This window comes from Wolbachia endosymbiont of Drosophila aff. chauvacae BK-2020, from assembly GCF_032848195.1.
GTDB classification, from domain to species: domain Bacteria; phylum Pseudomonadota; class Alphaproteobacteria; order Rickettsiales; family Anaplasmataceae; genus Wolbachia; species Wolbachia pipientis.
The window spans coordinates 806,628-822,171 of record NZ_CP136586.1 but is presented as its reverse complement, the minus strand read 5'-3'; the positions used below and the strand labels follow the sequence as shown (position 1 = coordinate 822,171).

The following is a 15,544-nucleotide window of genomic DNA, read 5'->3' as shown; positions in this document are numbered from 1 at the left end:
AATGGGTATAGAAGGAAAGAAAACACAGATCTCTAAAAAATATCAAAGTTAGAAAAATTATTCTTGCATTAGTTTTTATTTGTGATATCTGCTGTGCATGATATCTTTGTAGAATGGGAGGAGTATATTGACTAGAGATATTTCAAGGCCTGAGCAGGTTTTTAGTGGAGCAGAAATAAGCGAAAAAAAAGAGCTATTAAAAAAGCTAGAAGAGAAATCAAATACTCGACAAGGGCAGTCAGAAATAGGCGGATCGTTTGATGATCAATATGAGTTGATTATAGAATATCTGTTGCAGATTCCACCATCTAATGATCGGTTAGAAATTTTACGAAAGCAAGGACATTCACAGAGTGACATAGATGAAATGTTTAGTCAGGGGGATTCTTGGCATACTCAATCAACCATATCGTCATTTCGAAGTTATAATAGTCCACCGTCTTTAATGGATAGTAAATATTCACTGAGTAAACAGGTATCTGTTTGGTCCGCTTTAGATCATAATCTCACAGAAAGTCAAAAGAAGTTAAACATAGAGTTACTAAATGTTTTAAAGTATCTAGAATGGCATGATGAAGGTGCTCTTTTTGATTATGATAATGGTCAGGTCGATGAGCTTGAAGAATTTTTAAAAAATAATAGAGGCAATCCAGATCTAAAAGCCGTTCTAAATGTCAAAAGAGGAGAATCTGGGTCAACAGTATTGCATGCGATTGCGGGAGCTCATATAGGTGCATCTTACCGTCAAGAAGACCGACCTATAAATTTACTCTTAGAAGCAGGAGCCAGTCCAAATATACAGAATGATAAAGGAGAAACACCTTTGCATCGCGCTTCTGCTATAGGCTATGATAAAAATATATATTCTCTCTTAAGGGGAAATGCTGACCCCAATATATGTGATGGACAAGGGAAAACTCCACAACAAACTGCAGTTGATAATCATAATTACCATGTTGAAAGGTGTTTTTTTACTGACAATCAAAAAAAGTTGCGAAAAGAATTAAATAATATACTTAATGAACATCGCTACAAAGAAGGCAATTTAGGCTATATTGTTACACTCACTCTATTTCAGTTTCTCGAAGATCTAGAGAAGTTTTTACATGAACATAAGAATAATAAAGACCTAAAAGTAGTTTTAAATACTCGGGACATAGCAGGAAAGTCAGAAGTGCTGGAACATGTAAAAAATGCTTTTTCCGGCTTTCAAGCTGCTGATGAAATAAAGAAATTACTTTTGGAAGCGGGAGCAAAAGAGTTCACGTATGAAAGGAAAAAATGCTTACCTAAATCTGGGGTTTTGTGGGGTAATATAATACCAGCTCAGAAGGAAAAGCTAAGTAGATCCTTAGATATTTTATCTGAAATTCAAGACATAAATCAATTGGAAAAATTCGTGAAGATAGCTATCAAGTCTGGAGTGCGACTTAATTATCGTTTCACCGTTCCTTCACCTTTTGAAGGTTATAGTTTCACAGATTATGTGATAAAAAGAATTAGTGAATTAGAAAAGTATCCTAAAGTTGCTAGTGGTATAATATGTCAATTGGTATCAAAAGGAGCAGTGTTTGGTAGCCCAGAGAGCATTGATGTAATTGATGAACTGGGATTAGAATGCAAAGATCACAAAGCCAATATGATAAAAGCTTTTGAAGGTTACATTAATGATGCCCATAGGTTTATTAAAGTTGCGAAAAGTGCAACCACTAGTAAATTGAATGATATAGCAATAGGTAATACTACTCTTTACTTAGAATATTCGGAGGAGAGCAAAATAGATATTGCAAAGATCACCGATGGAGCGAGAAGTTTATGGTTAACTCATGAAAATGCAGGATATGAAAGAAATATAGTAAAGATTGGTGAAAGTGAGGTGGAAATTATAACGCAAAATGGTAAAAGGCATTACACAGACCTTACAGCCAATAGTAATATAGCATTGATTTTCTGTACCTCTTTTGGAGAATTAGAAGTTAGATTGTATTCTGATAAGCAAAATGAAAACAGGATTAGGGTAGAAGCAAGAGATCAAGGGATGTTGAAAAAATTAAAAGATTGTGGAGAAGAAATAGGAAAAAATTGCTCACTTGGTTATCACTCAGTTTATGATGCTATTGAACGTGGGTACTTCGAAAAGCCTGCTCCATCTTCAAGAATTGTCCAGGAAGAAAAATTACAAAATGATAAATGGGCAGATCAAGTACGATATACAAGAAAAAATGGAGCACAAATTGGATAGTACTAAGCTTTGTAGACAAAAACGTTGGTATGGTTTTTACTGCTTCAAAAAGGTTTTACTTTATTTTTTTTATTTTAATAATAATATTTTTAGGAGGGTTTATGCACACATCTAAACTTACTGCAGCAGAGAAAGATTGAAATAGCAAGCTATTTTATGCTGTAGAACAAAATAACCTTGATAAGGTTAAAGAGCTTATTAGAAATGGGGCTGATATTCATGCTAGAGAAATTAGTAGTAAAAAAGCTATACACATTGCTGTTCAGAAAGGGAACAAAAATATCGTAGAGTTTTTCTTAAATGAAGGGATAAGCGTTAACGATACCAATAACAGCGGTTGGACACCTCTACACTATGCTGCCTTTGGTGGTGAGTTGGAAATAGCAAAACTTTTGGTTGCTAATGGGGCTAATGTTCGTGCTGAAAACGCTTATGGTCAAAAGCCTATAGATTTAATTCATTATGGTAAAGATGATGGATATAAAGGCATTATGGAACTTCTTCTAAATAAAGGAGGAGGAAAGGTTAATGATATTGATAAAGAGGGTTGGACACTCCTACACTATGCTGCCTTTAATGGTAATTTGGAAACTGTAAAGTTTTTAATTGACAAAGGAGCTAGCATTCATACTAAAAACAATGGACGTGAAACGCCTTTAGATCTCGCTAGAGAAGGAGGAAGTACGGAAGTTGTAAATATGTTAAGCAGTATAAATACAAAAGTGACAGATGTATCGGTATCTCAACTCTCTATACCAAGAAAAAGGACTGTATGAATTGATATAAGCAAAAAAGGGAGGATGTTTCTATAGGTTATACACGTCAAGTTATTGTTAAAAATAGCAGCAGGACTAACGGAGGTAATTCTTAGTTAATAGTTTAAGAAATCTTCTAAAGAAGTTATCTTGTTGTTTATGATTTTTTGAGCATAGCCTTTTATGCTAGATTCAAAGAAGACTGAATAGGCTGCTCCACACTTTCCACTTTTTCTAGCTTTGTGCTGGGCTTTAGCACATTATACAACGCAAAGCTCAGACACACCAATCCAGCTATTCCCACAACCGCTGCTATTACAGGCATTTTCATGATATACAATGCAACACCGCTTGCCAATAACACTGCACCAACAACACCAGCTACAATTGGTTGAATTGCCTTTTTTGATGATTTTTCGTCTACAGAATTTCCTTTACTATCAAAATATAGTTCAGTTGGAGATGGGATATCAGGCTCTTCTTCTGTTAAAGCATTTTGAGCTTTCTCACTGGTTTCAAATATTAGCTCGCTATCTTTATTAATATCTCCACGCAATTGAGCTGTAGCTTTACTTTCCCATGTTAAATTATCTGTCAACTTCTCTCTTGATTCTGTATCAGTTTTGATTAATTTTCTTTTATGCTTTATTTCTGTTAATGATTTTCCGTTCTCAGCACTTCTAGATTTGCTATGAGAGCACGATTGCGTTTGATCTCTTTTCACAACTTCAGTAAAAGTGGTTGTAGAAATACTGGAACTTTGTGTCTGATCTATATCATCTTTTGTTAAAATATTTTTAGCTTCTTCACTGCTTGCAAGCATAGGTTCATGTATTTCAAGATCTTCACAGTCTTTATTGATATCTTCACAGCTAGTTTCAGCATTACCACTTACAGGTTTAACTTCTATATTAAGACTTTCTTTAAATTCCTTGAGAGTTGCTACAATTTCTTTACAATTTTGTTTATTAGCATAATCAATTAGTGTATAGCTTATCTTCTGGCTATTTGCTTTTTCTTTTATCATTTTCTGGTCGAGGATTTCTTTCAAAATACCGTTTTCTTTAGAAACTTCTAAAACTGCCCTAACAGCTTTGCTATTTTTCTCTGAAATACAGTATGCTAGTACCGTGTAGGTTGTTTTTTGAACACCCAGAATTTCTCCGTTTAATTCGTCATTCAGAAGATCTTTTAAAAATTTTCGTTTTGCTGCTTCTTGTAAAAACGTCTCAAAAGCTTGATTATTCTTAAGAGATATAGCATAACACGGTAGCGTAAATACTCCTTTCCTCCCTTCTTCACTATAAGGTATTTTTGTTGTTAAAATTTTCTGTAATGTATCATCATTAAATTTTTCAGCAATGCTATTCTCATTTTTCGTCCTTCTCCAGAACATAAAGGACTTTTTTTTTCCCTAGATTTTCTATTTCTTGCTTCAGAGTATCAAACTTACCTTTCTCTTTTTCTGTTAATCCACATAATTTATCAGTACGCTCTTTTTTCTTTACTGGCATAGTATTTCCCTTCGTATAATGTTTATTTTATAAGTTAGTTGCGTTAATAACGTATTAATTGTGTGATTTTTAAGACGCTAATTTGTAAAATTTTTCCATTTGCTCACTCCATAGCATCGGTATTTCCCTTAAATCAACTAACCGCAAATTACTCGGTTGTCTCCCATTTACTATGTCTTCTTTGATCTTTGGTGCTAAATAATTTAATCTTAAAATTTGTTGTATACGTCTTGTACCTATATTAATTTTAATGCTCAGCTCTTTCACACTTCTATATTTTCCTTCCTCTAGTTGACGTTTCCAAAGATGGGCTCTTACCACTGCTTTCAGTAGCGCATTGTTTGTTTTTCCTTCTGGTTCCACTACTGTGCATTTGTTTCCTTTCTTCTTTAAATTCATTGGTATAAATTTTTCCTCTGACTCAGAACACACCTCTATTCCATCTTCTCTTACCCACACTGTTTTTATTAATTTCTTCACTGCTTCTTTCTGTTTTCCAAAACTTAAATTTTCCCATTTTTCTTTTTTTGCCCCTTTTTCCCAATTCTCATATAAGCATTCCGCTCTCTTCATTACTTCTTTTTCCACTTCTCCGGCTACTACTGTTCGGTTCATCGACTTGCAACCTTTTCCTCTTAAATGGTTATTGCATATATAATATCGATACCTTTTATTTTCTTTTTTTGAGTATGTCAGCGTCATGTTTACTTTGCAGCATCTGCATCTTATCATCCCCTTTAGTAGCGCCTCTTCATATTTTTTGCCTCGATATGGCTGATTCTTTATTAATTCCTGTGCCTTTTGCCATTTTTCTTCTTCTATTATTGCCTCATGCTTTCCTTTATACTGCTTCTCATAATGCCGTATTTTTCCCATATATATCGGATTTGTTATTATTCTCCTCACTGTGGCCTTTTTAAAGATATCTGATTTTGCTTTCGTTCGATATCCTTCTCTGTTTAACTCTCTTGCCAATTCTGCCATTGATCTCAGCTCCATATATCTCTCAAATATATGCTTTATTACTTTTGCTTCTTTTTCATTTATTATTAATTCCTTCTCTTTTACATCATACCCTAGTGGCACATTCCCTCCCATCCATAATCCTTCCTCTTTCGATGTTGCTATTTTATTTTTTACTCTCTCTACTATCATTTCTCTTTCTAGCTGTGCCGCTCCTGATAACACTGTTTGTACAAATTTTCCCATTGGTGTGTTGTTATCAAATATTTGCGTCACTGCTACAAAACTTATCCGGTGCCTTCTAAAAAATGACGTTACTTCTATGCAATCCTTCGTTTCCCTTGATAACCTGTCCAACGTGTATACTACCACGCAGTCTACCTCTCCGGCTTTTACATCTTCAAATAATTCCTTTATCGCTGGTCTATTTAAATTACTTCCTGAATAGCCTCCATCATCATACCTTTTGGCTAATGCTACCCACCCTTCTCGGCTTTTTATATATTTTTTACATGCTACTCGCTGTGCATCAAGACTATTAAACTTCTGCTCTAGCCCGTCTCCATTTGATTTTCTCGTATATATCGCACACCTTACCTCTTTTAGCATTCTCAACTTACCTTTTTATCACGCATCCCAAATAATAAAGGACCGTTGTAGCTCATTCCCATTATTTTTCCGGCTACCGCTGATAATGACGTAAAAAATTCTTCTCTGTAGATTAAACCCTTATCTGTTACCATCACTGCATGCGTTTCTTTACCTCTTTCTAATATCAACTCCGTTCCTACTGCTGGCAGTTTATCGCTACTTATCCTTTTTCCCTGTTCTAGCCGATCTGCCAGGTATTTTAGTCTTTTTGCTCCTTTTCTTGATATTTCTCCATACGCTTTCTCCTGCAACCTATACGCCAATCTTGGTATCAAATATTTCTTTGAGTTTCTAGGCGCTTCTTCCACAAAGACCTTCCTCCATATTTTTCTCAGCTCTTCCAACGCTTTTTTCTCTAAATTCAATACTTTCTTTTCTATTCCTTCCATTCTAGCTTCTGAATTTAAAAAAAAGTTGCGGCTCATAGCACTTTTTCATCCATAGTTTCTAGCTCTTTCACCTCTTCTTTTGCTACTATCACACCTGCTGCTGTACTTTCCGATACAACTCTTATTCTTTCTATAAATTCCCTCTGTTTATTTGCCATTTTTACGTTCTCTAACACTTCTTTTATCTCTTTATTATTTCTCACATAATCCATTGGGGTCTTGCCAAATTTATCTTTTTGTTCCACATTCCCTCCCGCTTTTACTAGCTCTTCTACTATTTTTATCTCTGCTACCATGCACGCAAGGTGTAACGCGGCAAATTTGCTACTTCGTTCCACTGCGTTTACATCGACTCCTGCCTTTATCAGCTCTTTTGTATTTTCTAGACGTTGCCCCATCACTGCTAGGTGTAGTGGTCTATATTTCCCGGCATCTGCTGCATCTACATCTGCTCCCTTTTTGATTAATAATTTCACTTTTTTCGGATCTGGCATTCCCACCGCGTAATGTAGTATCGTCCTTCCTTTTGTGTCTTTTTTGTTAATATTTTCTATTGAGTTATCTAATACTTCTTTCCACGACTTATTAAATTCTTCTCTTTCTTTCTTACTAAATTTTACCATAAGTTCCTCAGCTATTAATGCAATATAAAGTGGCTCCAATTTGGCTCACTTTAGCGCTTAGCAAACTTTGTTTGTTTACCAGCTACTTTTTCACTTAGGGCTGTTTTGGCATAAAAAGCAAGTTTTTTTTACAAAATATACACATTTTTTCAGCATATTATATTAAGATATAAATCTATATATTTAATCTGTTAAATAATAGCAATTCCTCTCCTGCTGTTGCCAGCTTTTCTCTTCTATTTTTTCCATATATTTAGCCTCTTATTTCCTCACAAAAAGTCTGCAAACATCTACAGCCCTTTCCTCCACATCATTTAGCTTCTTTCCACCATTTACCACCTGCTTTTCCGATACCTTACTTATTTTTTCCATTAACTCCCTCTGTTTGTTCACTATTTTTCCTCCTTTTTTCTTTAATACCTCCCTTGTCTCTTCATCACTTGCGTAATACATTGGGCTAAATCCTGATATACTTACCAGGTTTATTTCTGCCCCTGCTTTTATTAACTCTTCTACTATCTTTTTTCCAGTTATCTAAGTGGAGAAAGTCACCTCTCCCCACTCGACTGCAGAACCGTACGTGACAGGTTACCGTCATACGGCTCCTCTGCAATTTGGTGCTTGTCATGCACACTTCCTGTGTAAAATATCGTGACAATGTCCATGTAATAATAATAAATTTTTGATCATATTATTTTTCCTATTTTGGTCTTTATGGTGTATTTCTAGAATATCATCACTCTTGAACCAAAGTTGACATTGATCACATTTGCCTTGTTGTAACTTCAACAGCTTTATTACTCTCGGTGATTTATCTAGTATTCTATTAAGACGATTCCCCCAGTAAACCCAATCACCATCGTATGGAGATTTGGTTCCTTTCACTTTGATATGTCGCTTAATAACATGATCTCCGTGTCTTATAAGATTCACTTCGTTACTTGTCATAAATCGCCAATTATCATTACCATACTTCTTGAAGTACTTTCTTTTGATCCAGCATTTTCCTTTGTTTGGGTGTTTATATAACGCCCACTTCCAAAGTTTTCTGAACATTACACTGTCGATAAGATTAAATGTTTCACTTGAAACTACACAAGAGTAATATTGACTCCATCCTCTAATAATTGGATTAAGTACTTTAATTACTATTTCTTGTGTTGCTCCCCTCAATTTTCTAATCTTATGTTTGATAATGAAATTATGCTGTTTTATAGATTCACGACTTGGTTTGATTAATAACTTGTAACCTTTCTTATTATTTCTTGTTAGGTAGTGTCTTATTGAAAATCCAAGAAAATCAAATCCTGGTTTATCCCCTTCTAAAGTATGGGAAATCCTTGTTTTTGAAGGTTTTAGTTCTAGTCCAATGATTTTTAACCATTCTTCGATTAGTACCTTTGCCTTAATAAGGATCTCCTCACTCTCATGTATAACAACAAAATCATCAGCATAAAAAATTATACTAAGAGCTTGTTGTGCCCGTTGCTGCGATGCTGTACCATACTTTCTTCTTCTATATAGAAAAAGTTCACTTTTTAATGCTTCTTTAATATATTGTTCCATACCGTGTAATGCTATACAAGCCAATAATGGAGAGATAGTTCCTCCTTGAATTGTACCACTCTTAGTTGGCTGGAAGATTCTATTTTCTATTACTCCTGCTCTCAACCATCCTTTTATTGTTTTTCTTAATGTTGGTGTGGTATTGAGTTTTTCAAGCAATGCATAGTGTTTAATATTATCGAAACATCCTGAAATATCAGCATCTAAACAATATGCTGTTTTCTGACTTAGTGCATTGAATATGGCCTTCATAGCATCGTGACAAGATCTACCAGGTCTAAAACCATAAGTGTTCGGCTCAAATTTTGCTTCCCATTCAGGTTCCAACGCCATTTTTTCAAGTGTTTGTTTTGCTCGACACGATATAGTGGGAATACCAAGGGGACGACGCTCCAATGGCTTGCCAGGTTTTGGTATCCAGACTCGTCTTGATGGTTTTGCTCTTCCTCTTAAATCCATAGAATTTGCTAATTGCATTCTTTCTTTTTGGTCGAGATTGGCTTTCCCATCAATACCTGCAGTCTTTTTCCCTCTATTGTCCTGTGTTACTCTTCTAACTGCGAGCATTCTTGCACTTGTTGATTTGAGTAATAATCTCTGAAGATTATGCATCTTTTTGACATCATTACATTTAGAAGCTTGGTAAATTCGTTTTTGTAGCTTAAATGAAGATTTCTCCAGCTTACGCCAAGAAATTTCATTCCATTCATACCTAACATTTTGTTGGCTCATAACATATTCACTACTACTCATAACTTTACCTTCCAAATTACAGTGTTTACGTCTGCATATCCCAAATATTACTTTGGGCGTTAGCTTCTTAAACAATCCTTCCACATAGAAGCTTACGGTTGGCTACCTGCTTATATCTAAATAAATATAAGAGCATCTATGCGGTTACTCCGTTCCATGATTTTGTTTCATGTTGGACTTAGGTTCTTACTTTTTTGCCGGAAGCTGAGAACATCCATAATCAAGTGGTAGGATCTTGATTCCTCTTTGCGCTTCTACCATTTTGGTCTATGCGTATCAACCTTATTTCGCATATTCATGTTGACGACAATTCAAACATAAGTTCCTTTCGTAACCTTATCCAACTCTGTTCGCAGGGATTTACCATAAGGTTTAGTATTACCTGCTTTTGTCTCATGCTTGCATCCCAGAAGTTGCCACTTTCTAAAATGTGAGACATACTTTATCCCTGATGTTTAGGGAAGATGGAATTTAACCACCACAAAATCACGACTTTCGGGTCGCACCCCACCATACATGCAAGGTGCAGCGGTGTGCATTTACTGCCATACTCTTCAGCATTTACATTCCCTCCTGATTTTATCAATTCTCTAACTGTTTCTAGACGTTTCTCCGTTATCGCTAGGTGCAGTGCTGTATATCCTTCTACATCCGCTGCATTCACATTCGCTCCTTTTTCAACTAATAAGCTCACTGTTTTTCCGTCTACTGCATAATGCAGTTCCTTTTTTGTCCCCTTAATATTTTTACCTGAGTTCTCTAATAATTCTTTTAGTTCATCCTCTTTTTCTTTTTTACTCATAACCTACCTCACCTTTTCTTTAAATTTAAGTCCCTTTTTTAATTCTCACCACCTCATCTATCATTTCGTTTACTTGGCACATTATCTTGGTTGCTAAATTTTGACATTCTTTCTTTATTAATGATTTGTCTCTCTTCCTTATTTCTTCGATCTCCATTATTTTTAGCTCTGGCATATAGCTCCTATCCAACTTGTCTGCTATTTCTCCCACTAGCCCCTCTATTCCATAGCACGTCAGTTTTCTACTTTTTGTTACTCCACCTTTTGCTCTCAAAAATTTACTTGCCTTTTCACTCTCTTCCCTATCACATAGACAATACTTTTCACTTTCCCATATGTAATACATTGGTGTTGAACCATACTTATTCAGTTGATTAACTTCAGATCCTGCTTTTACTAGCTCTTTTATTATTTCAACTCCTGCTCCTCCTATTTTACATGCAGAGTGCAGTGGCGTACATCCACTGACATATTGAGTGGCATTTATTTCCGCTCCTGACCTTAGCAGTACTTTTACATTTTCTAAACTTTTTGCGAATACTGCACAGTGCAGTGGCGTATAACCATTTTTATCTCTTGCATTGATCTCCGCTCCTTTTTCTATTAATAACCTCACTGTTTTGTGATCGGAATTTTCTACTGCATGGTGCAATACTGTTTCTCCTTTTTCATCCCTTTTATTAATATTTTTAAATCCATTCCTTGATACTTCTTTAAAAAACTTGTTAAAAGATTCTTTCTTTTCTTCGCTGAACCCCATTTCATACCTCACAAAATTATCTTTTCTAGCGCCAGACAAATTTCTTATATTTACCTGCTGCTATTCAAGTTATGTGCGTTTTGGCATAAAAAGGCAAGTCTTTTTTCGCGTAGTACACCTTTTTAACTAAATACTAATATAGTATATGAAGATATAAATATATATGCTTAATGCATTAAACATATTACTTGTTTCTCTTCCCAACCTCTGTTCAAATGACGATGTTCGTGCCACGTTAGTACGCCTGGGTAAAACACTAAAACGTAATTTTCCGGTTCATGTATTGAATCCTTTTGCTCTGAATTTAAATCCCTTTCAAAATGAATATTGTGCTCTGCCACACCAAATATTATAACTTTTTGGTTGGTAAAATCTTCTACTTTGTAGTGGTGAGTAACGCTAAACCTTTCTAAAATTGGCTTGTGTTTTAAATTCCACAGTTGTTCAGATAGTTTATCACTTCCTAGTAAAAATTTACTTCCTTTCTCTTCTCCACTCGTAACCGGAAAACACGCGTTTATTTCTCCTAAGTTCCAGCTATCTGATAATACTATCTGCGCTTTAGCAAACTTAATCTTAGGTAATAAGCTCTGTGGTAGCGGATATAGCGCTTTGAAGTTATACCACACATGATTTCGTTCATAAATACCGTTGTAGTTCTTAGTATGAGGCTCGGTTTCTCCAAGTATTGCTACATCCAAGCGATATATGTCATTGCTTAAAGCTCGTTCATAATGATCGCGTAGATAGTTTTCTACAATCCTAATAACCGGACCATGAGACCTGAAAAAATTTACTCTTCCAAATGATAAAACTGGCCCATCTTTTTCTATTTTTACCCCGGAATAATCCGATAATAAACTTCCGAAAAAACTCTCATCCAATATGAACCTGCTAATGTTGTAATAATCGTTAAAAATCCTCATTAGCCTCGATCTTGCAGGCAATGATAGTTTTGCTAGTTCTACTACTGCATCAACGAAGAAGTCATTCGGAACATCTTTTATCCCTATCTGCAGTTCAAAGAAGTGCTTGCCAGATGGTTCTTCGATAATTGTAATATCTTCTATATTTGCCCATTTTAGTGCTATTTTCAGTGAAGCAGGTGTTCCTCTTAAACGCTGAAATTTTATCCCTTTTTTTATCGCCTTTCTTTTGTCTTTTACCCAATGTAGGATTTCTCCTAGCCCATATTCCTCTATTATCCATGGCAACACTTTTTCCCCTTGGCTAAATTTAAACCCTCTGATACAACCAGGATCTACTTTGTAATCTATTGCATCAACCAGCGCTTTTTCCTTTTTTGTTGCGTTTGGCGGTAATAGCATTAATTTAACTCAACATTTAAACTTTTTAAGAAAGCGCACTCATTTCCTTTCACAACTATGTCTTCTCTTGGCTCTATTAATTCCACGTTTTCTACTCCTTCCATAAACAAATTGGCTATTATCCATGATCTTGTTACCTTCCATCCTAATCTTTTCGTTGTTCCAAATTTTTCGATAAATTTCTTCTTCACCGTTTCAATAATATCTGGTCTTTTAATGCTAATTTTACTGTGGATATCTATTTCTATCATATTGCAACTTACCACTTCAACTGTATCTGTTAAAATCCTCACATCCTCCCTGTTTAGCTGATTTTTGACAATTTCTAGTAATTCTTCTTGCAGTGTGGATAATTCTGTGGATAAGATTGAAACTTGTACTTTCCCTGGTATAGGTGGTTCTACTAATGCATCCTTTACTCTACTATCTGCTGACAGTGCATGATATCGATAGTGTTCTTTACTTCCTCCCGTGCTCCAGCCTATTATCTTTGCTTTAATTATTTTTCTAAAACGTTCGTCATCTTCTTCTTTCTGCCTCTCCACTCCATAAAATTCAGCTAAATTATCAAGATCTTCTCCTGTCGCAAACTTAAGTAAATTACTCTTTACTGCTTCGTTTATCCTTTGTCTCAGCAAAAGCTCTCTCCAGGCTGCTACTTCTAATACCTTCATCGCTGAGTCACTTTCTACTAATGCCGTAAAACTTTCATCTCGACTTATTAATTCTTCTTTCATACGTGAAAAGATTTCTTCGAAGTTCAGTGGCTCAATAATGTTAGTCTGCTGCATCTTTATACTACAACCTCATCGAAGCGAATCTTTTTCCCCATTGGTACGTACAACCCTTCCAGGTCAAGCGTTACTTTTCCCTCTTTTACTTCTGTCATTTTTACTTTTTCTAATTTAAACCTTTTTTCCCATTTTTCCAAAGCTTCTGCAGTTGCTGCGTAAATTTCTAGTGTTAAATCACGATTAACTGGCTTATCCAATAATTCAAATAGCCTAGACCCGTAATTCCTCATCATAATTCGTGATCCTATAGGAGTCGTAAGTATATCAATTATTGATTGCTTTAAGTGCTCTATTCCTTCTAACGCTTTTCCTGTTTTACCATCCATACCCTTCATTTCTATTTTGCAAAGACGCTTTTACTGCCTTTTATTACTTTTAACCCACAAGATACTGAATCCCCTACTCTTCCTACACCATGACCATTTGCAAACACTGTTTTTGATCCTTGAATCATTACTTTTCCTTCGTTAAAATTGTCTCCTTTCCTACAGACTGGGAAATCATTTACAAAAACATTATTACTGCCGCTAATGCAAAAATGTGGTGTTGCTTCTCCACAATAATCTCCTACTCGCACAACTGATTTATTCATTTTCCAATTAATTAAGTTCTATTCTATCTGCTTTCAGTTTTATTTCGCTCCTTGTCATCTCTATACTTGATTCCCCAGCTTTCAATGTTATTTTGTCCACTACTTCAATCTCTAAATGATGCTTCTCTTTATCATATAACAATCTTGTCCCATCTTGAATTTTTACACTATTTATTTCTTTTTTATTCTCTGGTGCAGGGTATTTTTCCTGATATATTCCTGCTAATACCACCCCTAATGATAGTTCTCCTAGCGCAGAAAGTATAATAACCTGTTCATCGATATCTGGAGGAGACCAATTTCTATCTTTTCCTGCTTTACTTGTTATCCATGGCAACCAATCTGTTAAAAATTCCCCTATTTGCACTTTTACTCTCGCTTTTTCATAATCTACTTCTTTCACAAGCCCAATACGTACAATGTTAGCTAACTTTCTTTGCAACTCTGAAATAGCAAAATTACTTTCCAACATTTATTTCACCGATTTCTATTTTGTGTGGCATAAATTTTCCCTCTTCCCAAATAGATCGACCCAAGTGTACTTCATGCACCCAGTCTACCATCCACACTAAATACGCGTCTAATTCTGGCCTAAATCCGTCAATTTCTGCTGATATAAATTCACCTGGCGAAACATTTTTTACGTTCCAAGTATTTTTATTTACTACTCTCGCAACCTCAGCAGCTAATTCTCTGACAATAATAGCTGCATTCTCTATTGTGCTATCAATCACAATTCGTGCCTCAAATCTTGCTTTCAGGGCTAATTCTTCTGTTCCTGAATCTTTTCCTTGCTCTAAACTTGACAATTCCACAAATACCGCTGGTGCTACTATTTCCCTTCTTATCATTGGATATATTTCACATGTCTGTATCGCTGGTATTTCTTTCTTCAACATTCTGCAAATTGCTTTGTGCAACTCAATTAAAATCATACTTTTACAATATAGTTTAATTCACGCTCAAAATATTTCTCAAATATCCCTTCTGTTTCATAATTAACTAGCTCCTTTATTATTTTTGATGCTTCTGGTTCCAGTCCTAATTTTACCTCTTGTATTGGCAAAGCTGTTCTTCCTTCACGCCTAAAACACCACTATTTCCTCTTGGCATTGTTGCCATAAATCCTCCTATAAACTTATGTTTTCCTACTTTCGCTCCTTTTCTTGTTTGTCTCATCTTGCCAATTGCTGATACCCTAATATCATATAAATTTGCTCTCATTAATACATCTAACCTACTTGTCTTAGCCTTAAAAATTCTTAGCCTTTTTCTCATTACCGTTAATTTTATCTTCTTTTCCTCACTAATTTCCTTAGCTGCTTGCGTTTTTAACCATAGTGCTGTTTTGTTCAATGCCCTCACCGCTGCTTTTTCCACTTTTTTCCTTTCAGCATTTACATTTTCAATTACCTTATTAATATTATCGGTAACTTCTATATTAATAGACATTTTACACCCCCGATGCTTGAATTTTCCATACCATTCCTGAATTATCTCTAAGTGGTGGTGTGTGTACTCTGTATCTACAACTACCTATGGAAAAAGTATCTCCTACCATTGGCTTTAATACATCAAACACACTTACTTCCAACAATAAAATTTCTCCTACAAATTGTCCTTCACCAATCTCGTATAATTTATCTGGCTGTTGCTTTAGTACTTGTACCATATATGACTTATCCTTTGATTCATACAAAGCTACTTTTCCTAAATGGGCAAAACAATCTTGCAATAATCTCTTAATATTTTCTTGCATATTTTTCTGCTATATACTAACCTTTACATGCTAAGAAGGGGCACACAGGTAAA

General features: G+C 35.2%; 17 protein-coding genes and 3 pseudogenes. 3 read left to right on the top strand and 17 right to left on the bottom strand.

Annotation, left to right across the window (positions count from 1 at the left end):
- The first annotated feature begins 127 nt into the window (after nucleotides 1–127).
- The 3 genes and pseudogenes from R0F62_RS04325 to R0F62_RS04315 all read left to right on the top strand — a co-directional run bounded on the left by R0F62_RS04325 (nucleotide 128) and on the right by R0F62_RS04315 (nucleotide 3,018).
- Complete coding sequence (locus R0F62_RS04325) at nucleotides 128–2,242, top strand: ankyrin repeat domain-containing protein (protein WP_317051333.1); 2,115 nt, start codon at nucleotides 128–130, stop codon at nucleotides 2,240–2,242.
- Nucleotides 2,243–2,427: 185 nt separating this feature from the next.
- A pseudogene (locus tag R0F62_RS04320) lies at nucleotides 2,428–2,637 on the top strand (ankyrin repeat domain-containing protein); the annotation flags it as partial.
- A gap of 96 nt (nucleotides 2,638–2,733) precedes the next feature.
- Complete coding sequence (locus R0F62_RS04315; protein WP_394356548.1) at nucleotides 2,734–3,018, top strand: ankyrin repeat domain-containing protein; 285 nt, start codon at nucleotides 2,734–2,736, stop codon at nucleotides 3,016–3,018.
- 160 nt (nucleotides 3,019–3,178) lie between these two features.
- Here the strand turns inward: R0F62_RS04315 and R0F62_RS04310 are convergent, their stop codons facing one another.
- From R0F62_RS04310 to R0F62_RS04230, 17 genes and pseudogenes are all read right to left on the bottom strand, one after another.
- Nucleotides 3,179–4,393, bottom strand: coding sequence for a WD_0033/WD_0034 family tandem repeat-containing protein (locus R0F62_RS04310; protein ID WP_010962489.1), 1,215 nt, complete (start codon nucleotides 4,391–4,393; stop codon nucleotides 3,179–3,181).
- Nucleotides 4,368–4,511, bottom strand: a complete 144-nt coding sequence (locus tag R0F62_RS04305; RefSeq protein WP_010962488.1) for a hypothetical protein — start codon at nucleotides 4,509–4,511, stop codon at nucleotides 4,368–4,370. The genes R0F62_RS04310 and R0F62_RS04305 overlap by 26 nt, the downstream gene beginning before the upstream one ends.
- A gap of 69 nt (nucleotides 4,512–4,580) precedes the next feature.
- Nucleotides 4,581–6,083 (bottom strand): recombinase family protein, encoded by a 1,503-nt coding sequence (locus R0F62_RS04300; RefSeq protein WP_317051331.1) that lies wholly within the window; start codon nucleotides 6,081–6,083, stop codon nucleotides 4,581–4,583.
- 2 nt (nucleotides 6,084–6,085) lie between these two features.
- Nucleotides 6,086–6,514, bottom strand: a complete 429-nt coding sequence (locus tag R0F62_RS04295) for a DUF2924 domain-containing protein (RefSeq protein WP_274979203.1) — start codon at nucleotides 6,512–6,514, stop codon at nucleotides 6,086–6,088.
- A 32-nt stretch (nucleotides 6,515–6,546) separates the two neighbouring features.
- Nucleotides 6,547–7,137: an ankyrin repeat domain-containing protein gene (locus R0F62_RS04290; RefSeq protein WP_010962485.1), complete on the bottom strand. Its 591-nt coding sequence runs from the start codon at nucleotides 7,135–7,137 to the stop codon at nucleotides 6,547–6,549.
- Nucleotides 7,138–7,398: 261 nt separating this feature from the next.
- Nucleotides 7,399–7,590 carry a hypothetical protein gene (locus R0F62_RS04285; protein WP_274979201.1) on the bottom strand — a complete coding sequence of 64 codons (192 nt, stop codon included), beginning with the start codon at nucleotides 7,588–7,590 and terminating at the stop codon, nucleotides 7,399–7,401.
- Nucleotides 7,591–7,761: 171 nt separating this feature from the next.
- Nucleotides 7,762–9,456 carry a group II intron reverse transcriptase/maturase gene (gene ltrA, locus R0F62_RS04280; protein WP_317051330.1) on the bottom strand — a complete coding sequence of 565 codons (1,695 nt, stop codon included), beginning with the start codon at nucleotides 9,454–9,456 and terminating at the stop codon, nucleotides 7,762–7,764.
- A 505-nt stretch (nucleotides 9,457–9,961) separates the two neighbouring features.
- Nucleotides 9,962–10,258, bottom strand: a pseudogene (locus R0F62_RS04275) (ankyrin repeat domain-containing protein); the annotation flags it as partial.
- A 25-nt stretch (nucleotides 10,259–10,283) separates the two neighbouring features.
- The gene (locus R0F62_RS04270) at nucleotides 10,284–11,018 is read right to left on the bottom strand and encodes an ankyrin repeat domain-containing protein (RefSeq protein WP_006280237.1); all 735 of its coding nucleotides are present in this window, start codon (nucleotides 11,016–11,018) and stop codon (nucleotides 10,284–10,286) included.
- 167 nt (nucleotides 11,019–11,185) lie between these two features.
- Nucleotides 11,186–12,346, bottom strand: coding sequence for a phage tail protein (locus R0F62_RS04265; RefSeq protein ID WP_044471240.1), 1,161 nt, complete (start codon nucleotides 12,344–12,346; stop codon nucleotides 11,186–11,188).
- Complete coding sequence (locus tag R0F62_RS04260; protein WP_274979148.1) at nucleotides 12,346–13,137, bottom strand: baseplate assembly protein; 792 nt, start codon at nucleotides 13,135–13,137, stop codon at nucleotides 12,346–12,348. The genes R0F62_RS04265 and R0F62_RS04260 overlap by 1 nt, the downstream gene beginning before the upstream one ends.
- A 2-nt stretch (nucleotides 13,138–13,139) precedes the next feature.
- Nucleotides 13,140–13,475, bottom strand: a complete 336-nt coding sequence (locus tag R0F62_RS04255; RefSeq protein WP_007552425.1) for a GPW/gp25 family protein — start codon at nucleotides 13,473–13,475, stop codon at nucleotides 13,140–13,142.
- 2 nt (nucleotides 13,476–13,477) lie between these two features.
- Nucleotides 13,478–13,732 (bottom strand): PAAR domain-containing protein, encoded by a 255-nt coding sequence (locus tag R0F62_RS04250; RefSeq protein WP_010082105.1) that lies wholly within the window; start codon nucleotides 13,730–13,732, stop codon nucleotides 13,478–13,480.
- 7 nt (nucleotides 13,733–13,739) lie between these two features.
- Nucleotides 13,740–14,204, bottom strand: a complete 465-nt coding sequence (locus tag R0F62_RS04245; RefSeq protein WP_012673195.1) for a phage baseplate assembly protein V — start codon at nucleotides 14,202–14,204, stop codon at nucleotides 13,740–13,742.
- Complete coding sequence (locus R0F62_RS04240) at nucleotides 14,191–14,667, bottom strand: hypothetical protein (protein ID WP_010962732.1); 477 nt, start codon at nucleotides 14,665–14,667, stop codon at nucleotides 14,191–14,193. The genes R0F62_RS04245 and R0F62_RS04240 overlap by 14 nt, the downstream gene beginning before the upstream one ends.
- Nucleotides 14,664–15,184: pseudogene (locus R0F62_RS04235) on the bottom strand (phage tail protein). Before R0F62_RS04235 ends, R0F62_RS04240 begins: the two are co-directional and overlap by 4 nt.
- Before the next feature lies 1 nt (nucleotide 15,185).
- The gene (locus R0F62_RS04230; protein ID WP_007550857.1) at nucleotides 15,186–15,491 is read right to left on the bottom strand and encodes a head-tail joining protein; all 306 of its coding nucleotides are present in this window, start codon (nucleotides 15,489–15,491) and stop codon (nucleotides 15,186–15,188) included.
- Nucleotides 15,492–15,544 lie beyond the last annotated feature (53 nt).

Coding starts and splice junctions, on each gene's coding strand:
- R0F62_RS04315 (WP_394356548.1), top strand. CDS start 2,734: ATGGAACTTCTTCTAAATAAAGGAGGAGGAAAGGTTAATGATATTGAT.
- R0F62_RS04310 (WP_010962489.1), bottom strand. CDS start 4,393: ATGTTCTGGAGAAGGACGAAAAATGAGAATAGCATTGCTGAAAAATTT.
- R0F62_RS04305 (WP_010962488.1), bottom strand. CDS start 4,511: ATGCCAGTAAAGAAAAAAGAGCGTACTGATAAATTATGTGGATTAACA.
- R0F62_RS04300 (WP_317051331.1), bottom strand. CDS start 6,083: ATGCTAAAAGAGGTAAGGTGTGCGATATATACGAGAAAATCAAATGGA.
- R0F62_RS04295 (WP_274979203.1), bottom strand. CDS start 6,514: ATGGAAGGAATAGAAAAGAAAGTATTGAATTTAGAGAAAAAAGCGTTG.
- R0F62_RS04290 (WP_010962485.1), bottom strand. CDS start 7,137: ATGGTAAAATTTAGTAAGAAAGAAAGAGAAGAATTTAATAAGTCGTGG.
- R0F62_RS04285 (WP_274979201.1), bottom strand. CDS start 7,590: ATGTATTACGCAAGTGATGAAGAGACAAGGGAGGTATTAAAGAAAAAA.
- ltrA (WP_317051330.1), bottom strand. CDS start 9,456: ATGAGTAGTAGTGAATATGTTATGAGCCAACAAAATGTTAGGTATGAA.
- R0F62_RS04270 (WP_006280237.1), bottom strand. CDS start 11,018: ATGGGGTTCAGCGAAGAAAAGAAAGAATCTTTTAACAAGTTTTTTAAA.
- R0F62_RS04265 (WP_044471240.1), bottom strand. CDS start 12,346: ATGCTATTACCGCCAAACGCAACAAAAAAGGAAAAAGCGCTGGTTGAT.
- R0F62_RS04260 (WP_274979148.1), bottom strand. CDS start 13,137: ATGCAGCAGACTAACATTATTGAGCCACTGAACTTCGAAGAAATCTTT.
- R0F62_RS04255 (WP_007552425.1), bottom strand. CDS start 13,475: ATGAAGGGTATGGATGGTAAAACAGGAAAAGCGTTAGAAGGAATAGAG.
- R0F62_RS04250 (WP_010082105.1), bottom strand. CDS start 13,732: ATGAATAAATCAGTTGTGCGAGTAGGAGATTATTGTGGAGAAGCAACA.
- R0F62_RS04245 (WP_012673195.1), bottom strand. CDS start 14,204: ATGTTGGAAAGTAATTTTGCTATTTCAGAGTTGCAAAGAAAGTTAGCT.
- R0F62_RS04240 (WP_010962732.1), bottom strand. CDS start 14,667: ATGATTTTAATTGAGTTGCACAAAGCAATTTGCAGAATGTTGAAGAAA.
- R0F62_RS04230 (WP_007550857.1), bottom strand. CDS start 15,491: ATGCAAGAAAATATTAAGAGATTATTGCAAGATTGTTTTGCCCATTTA.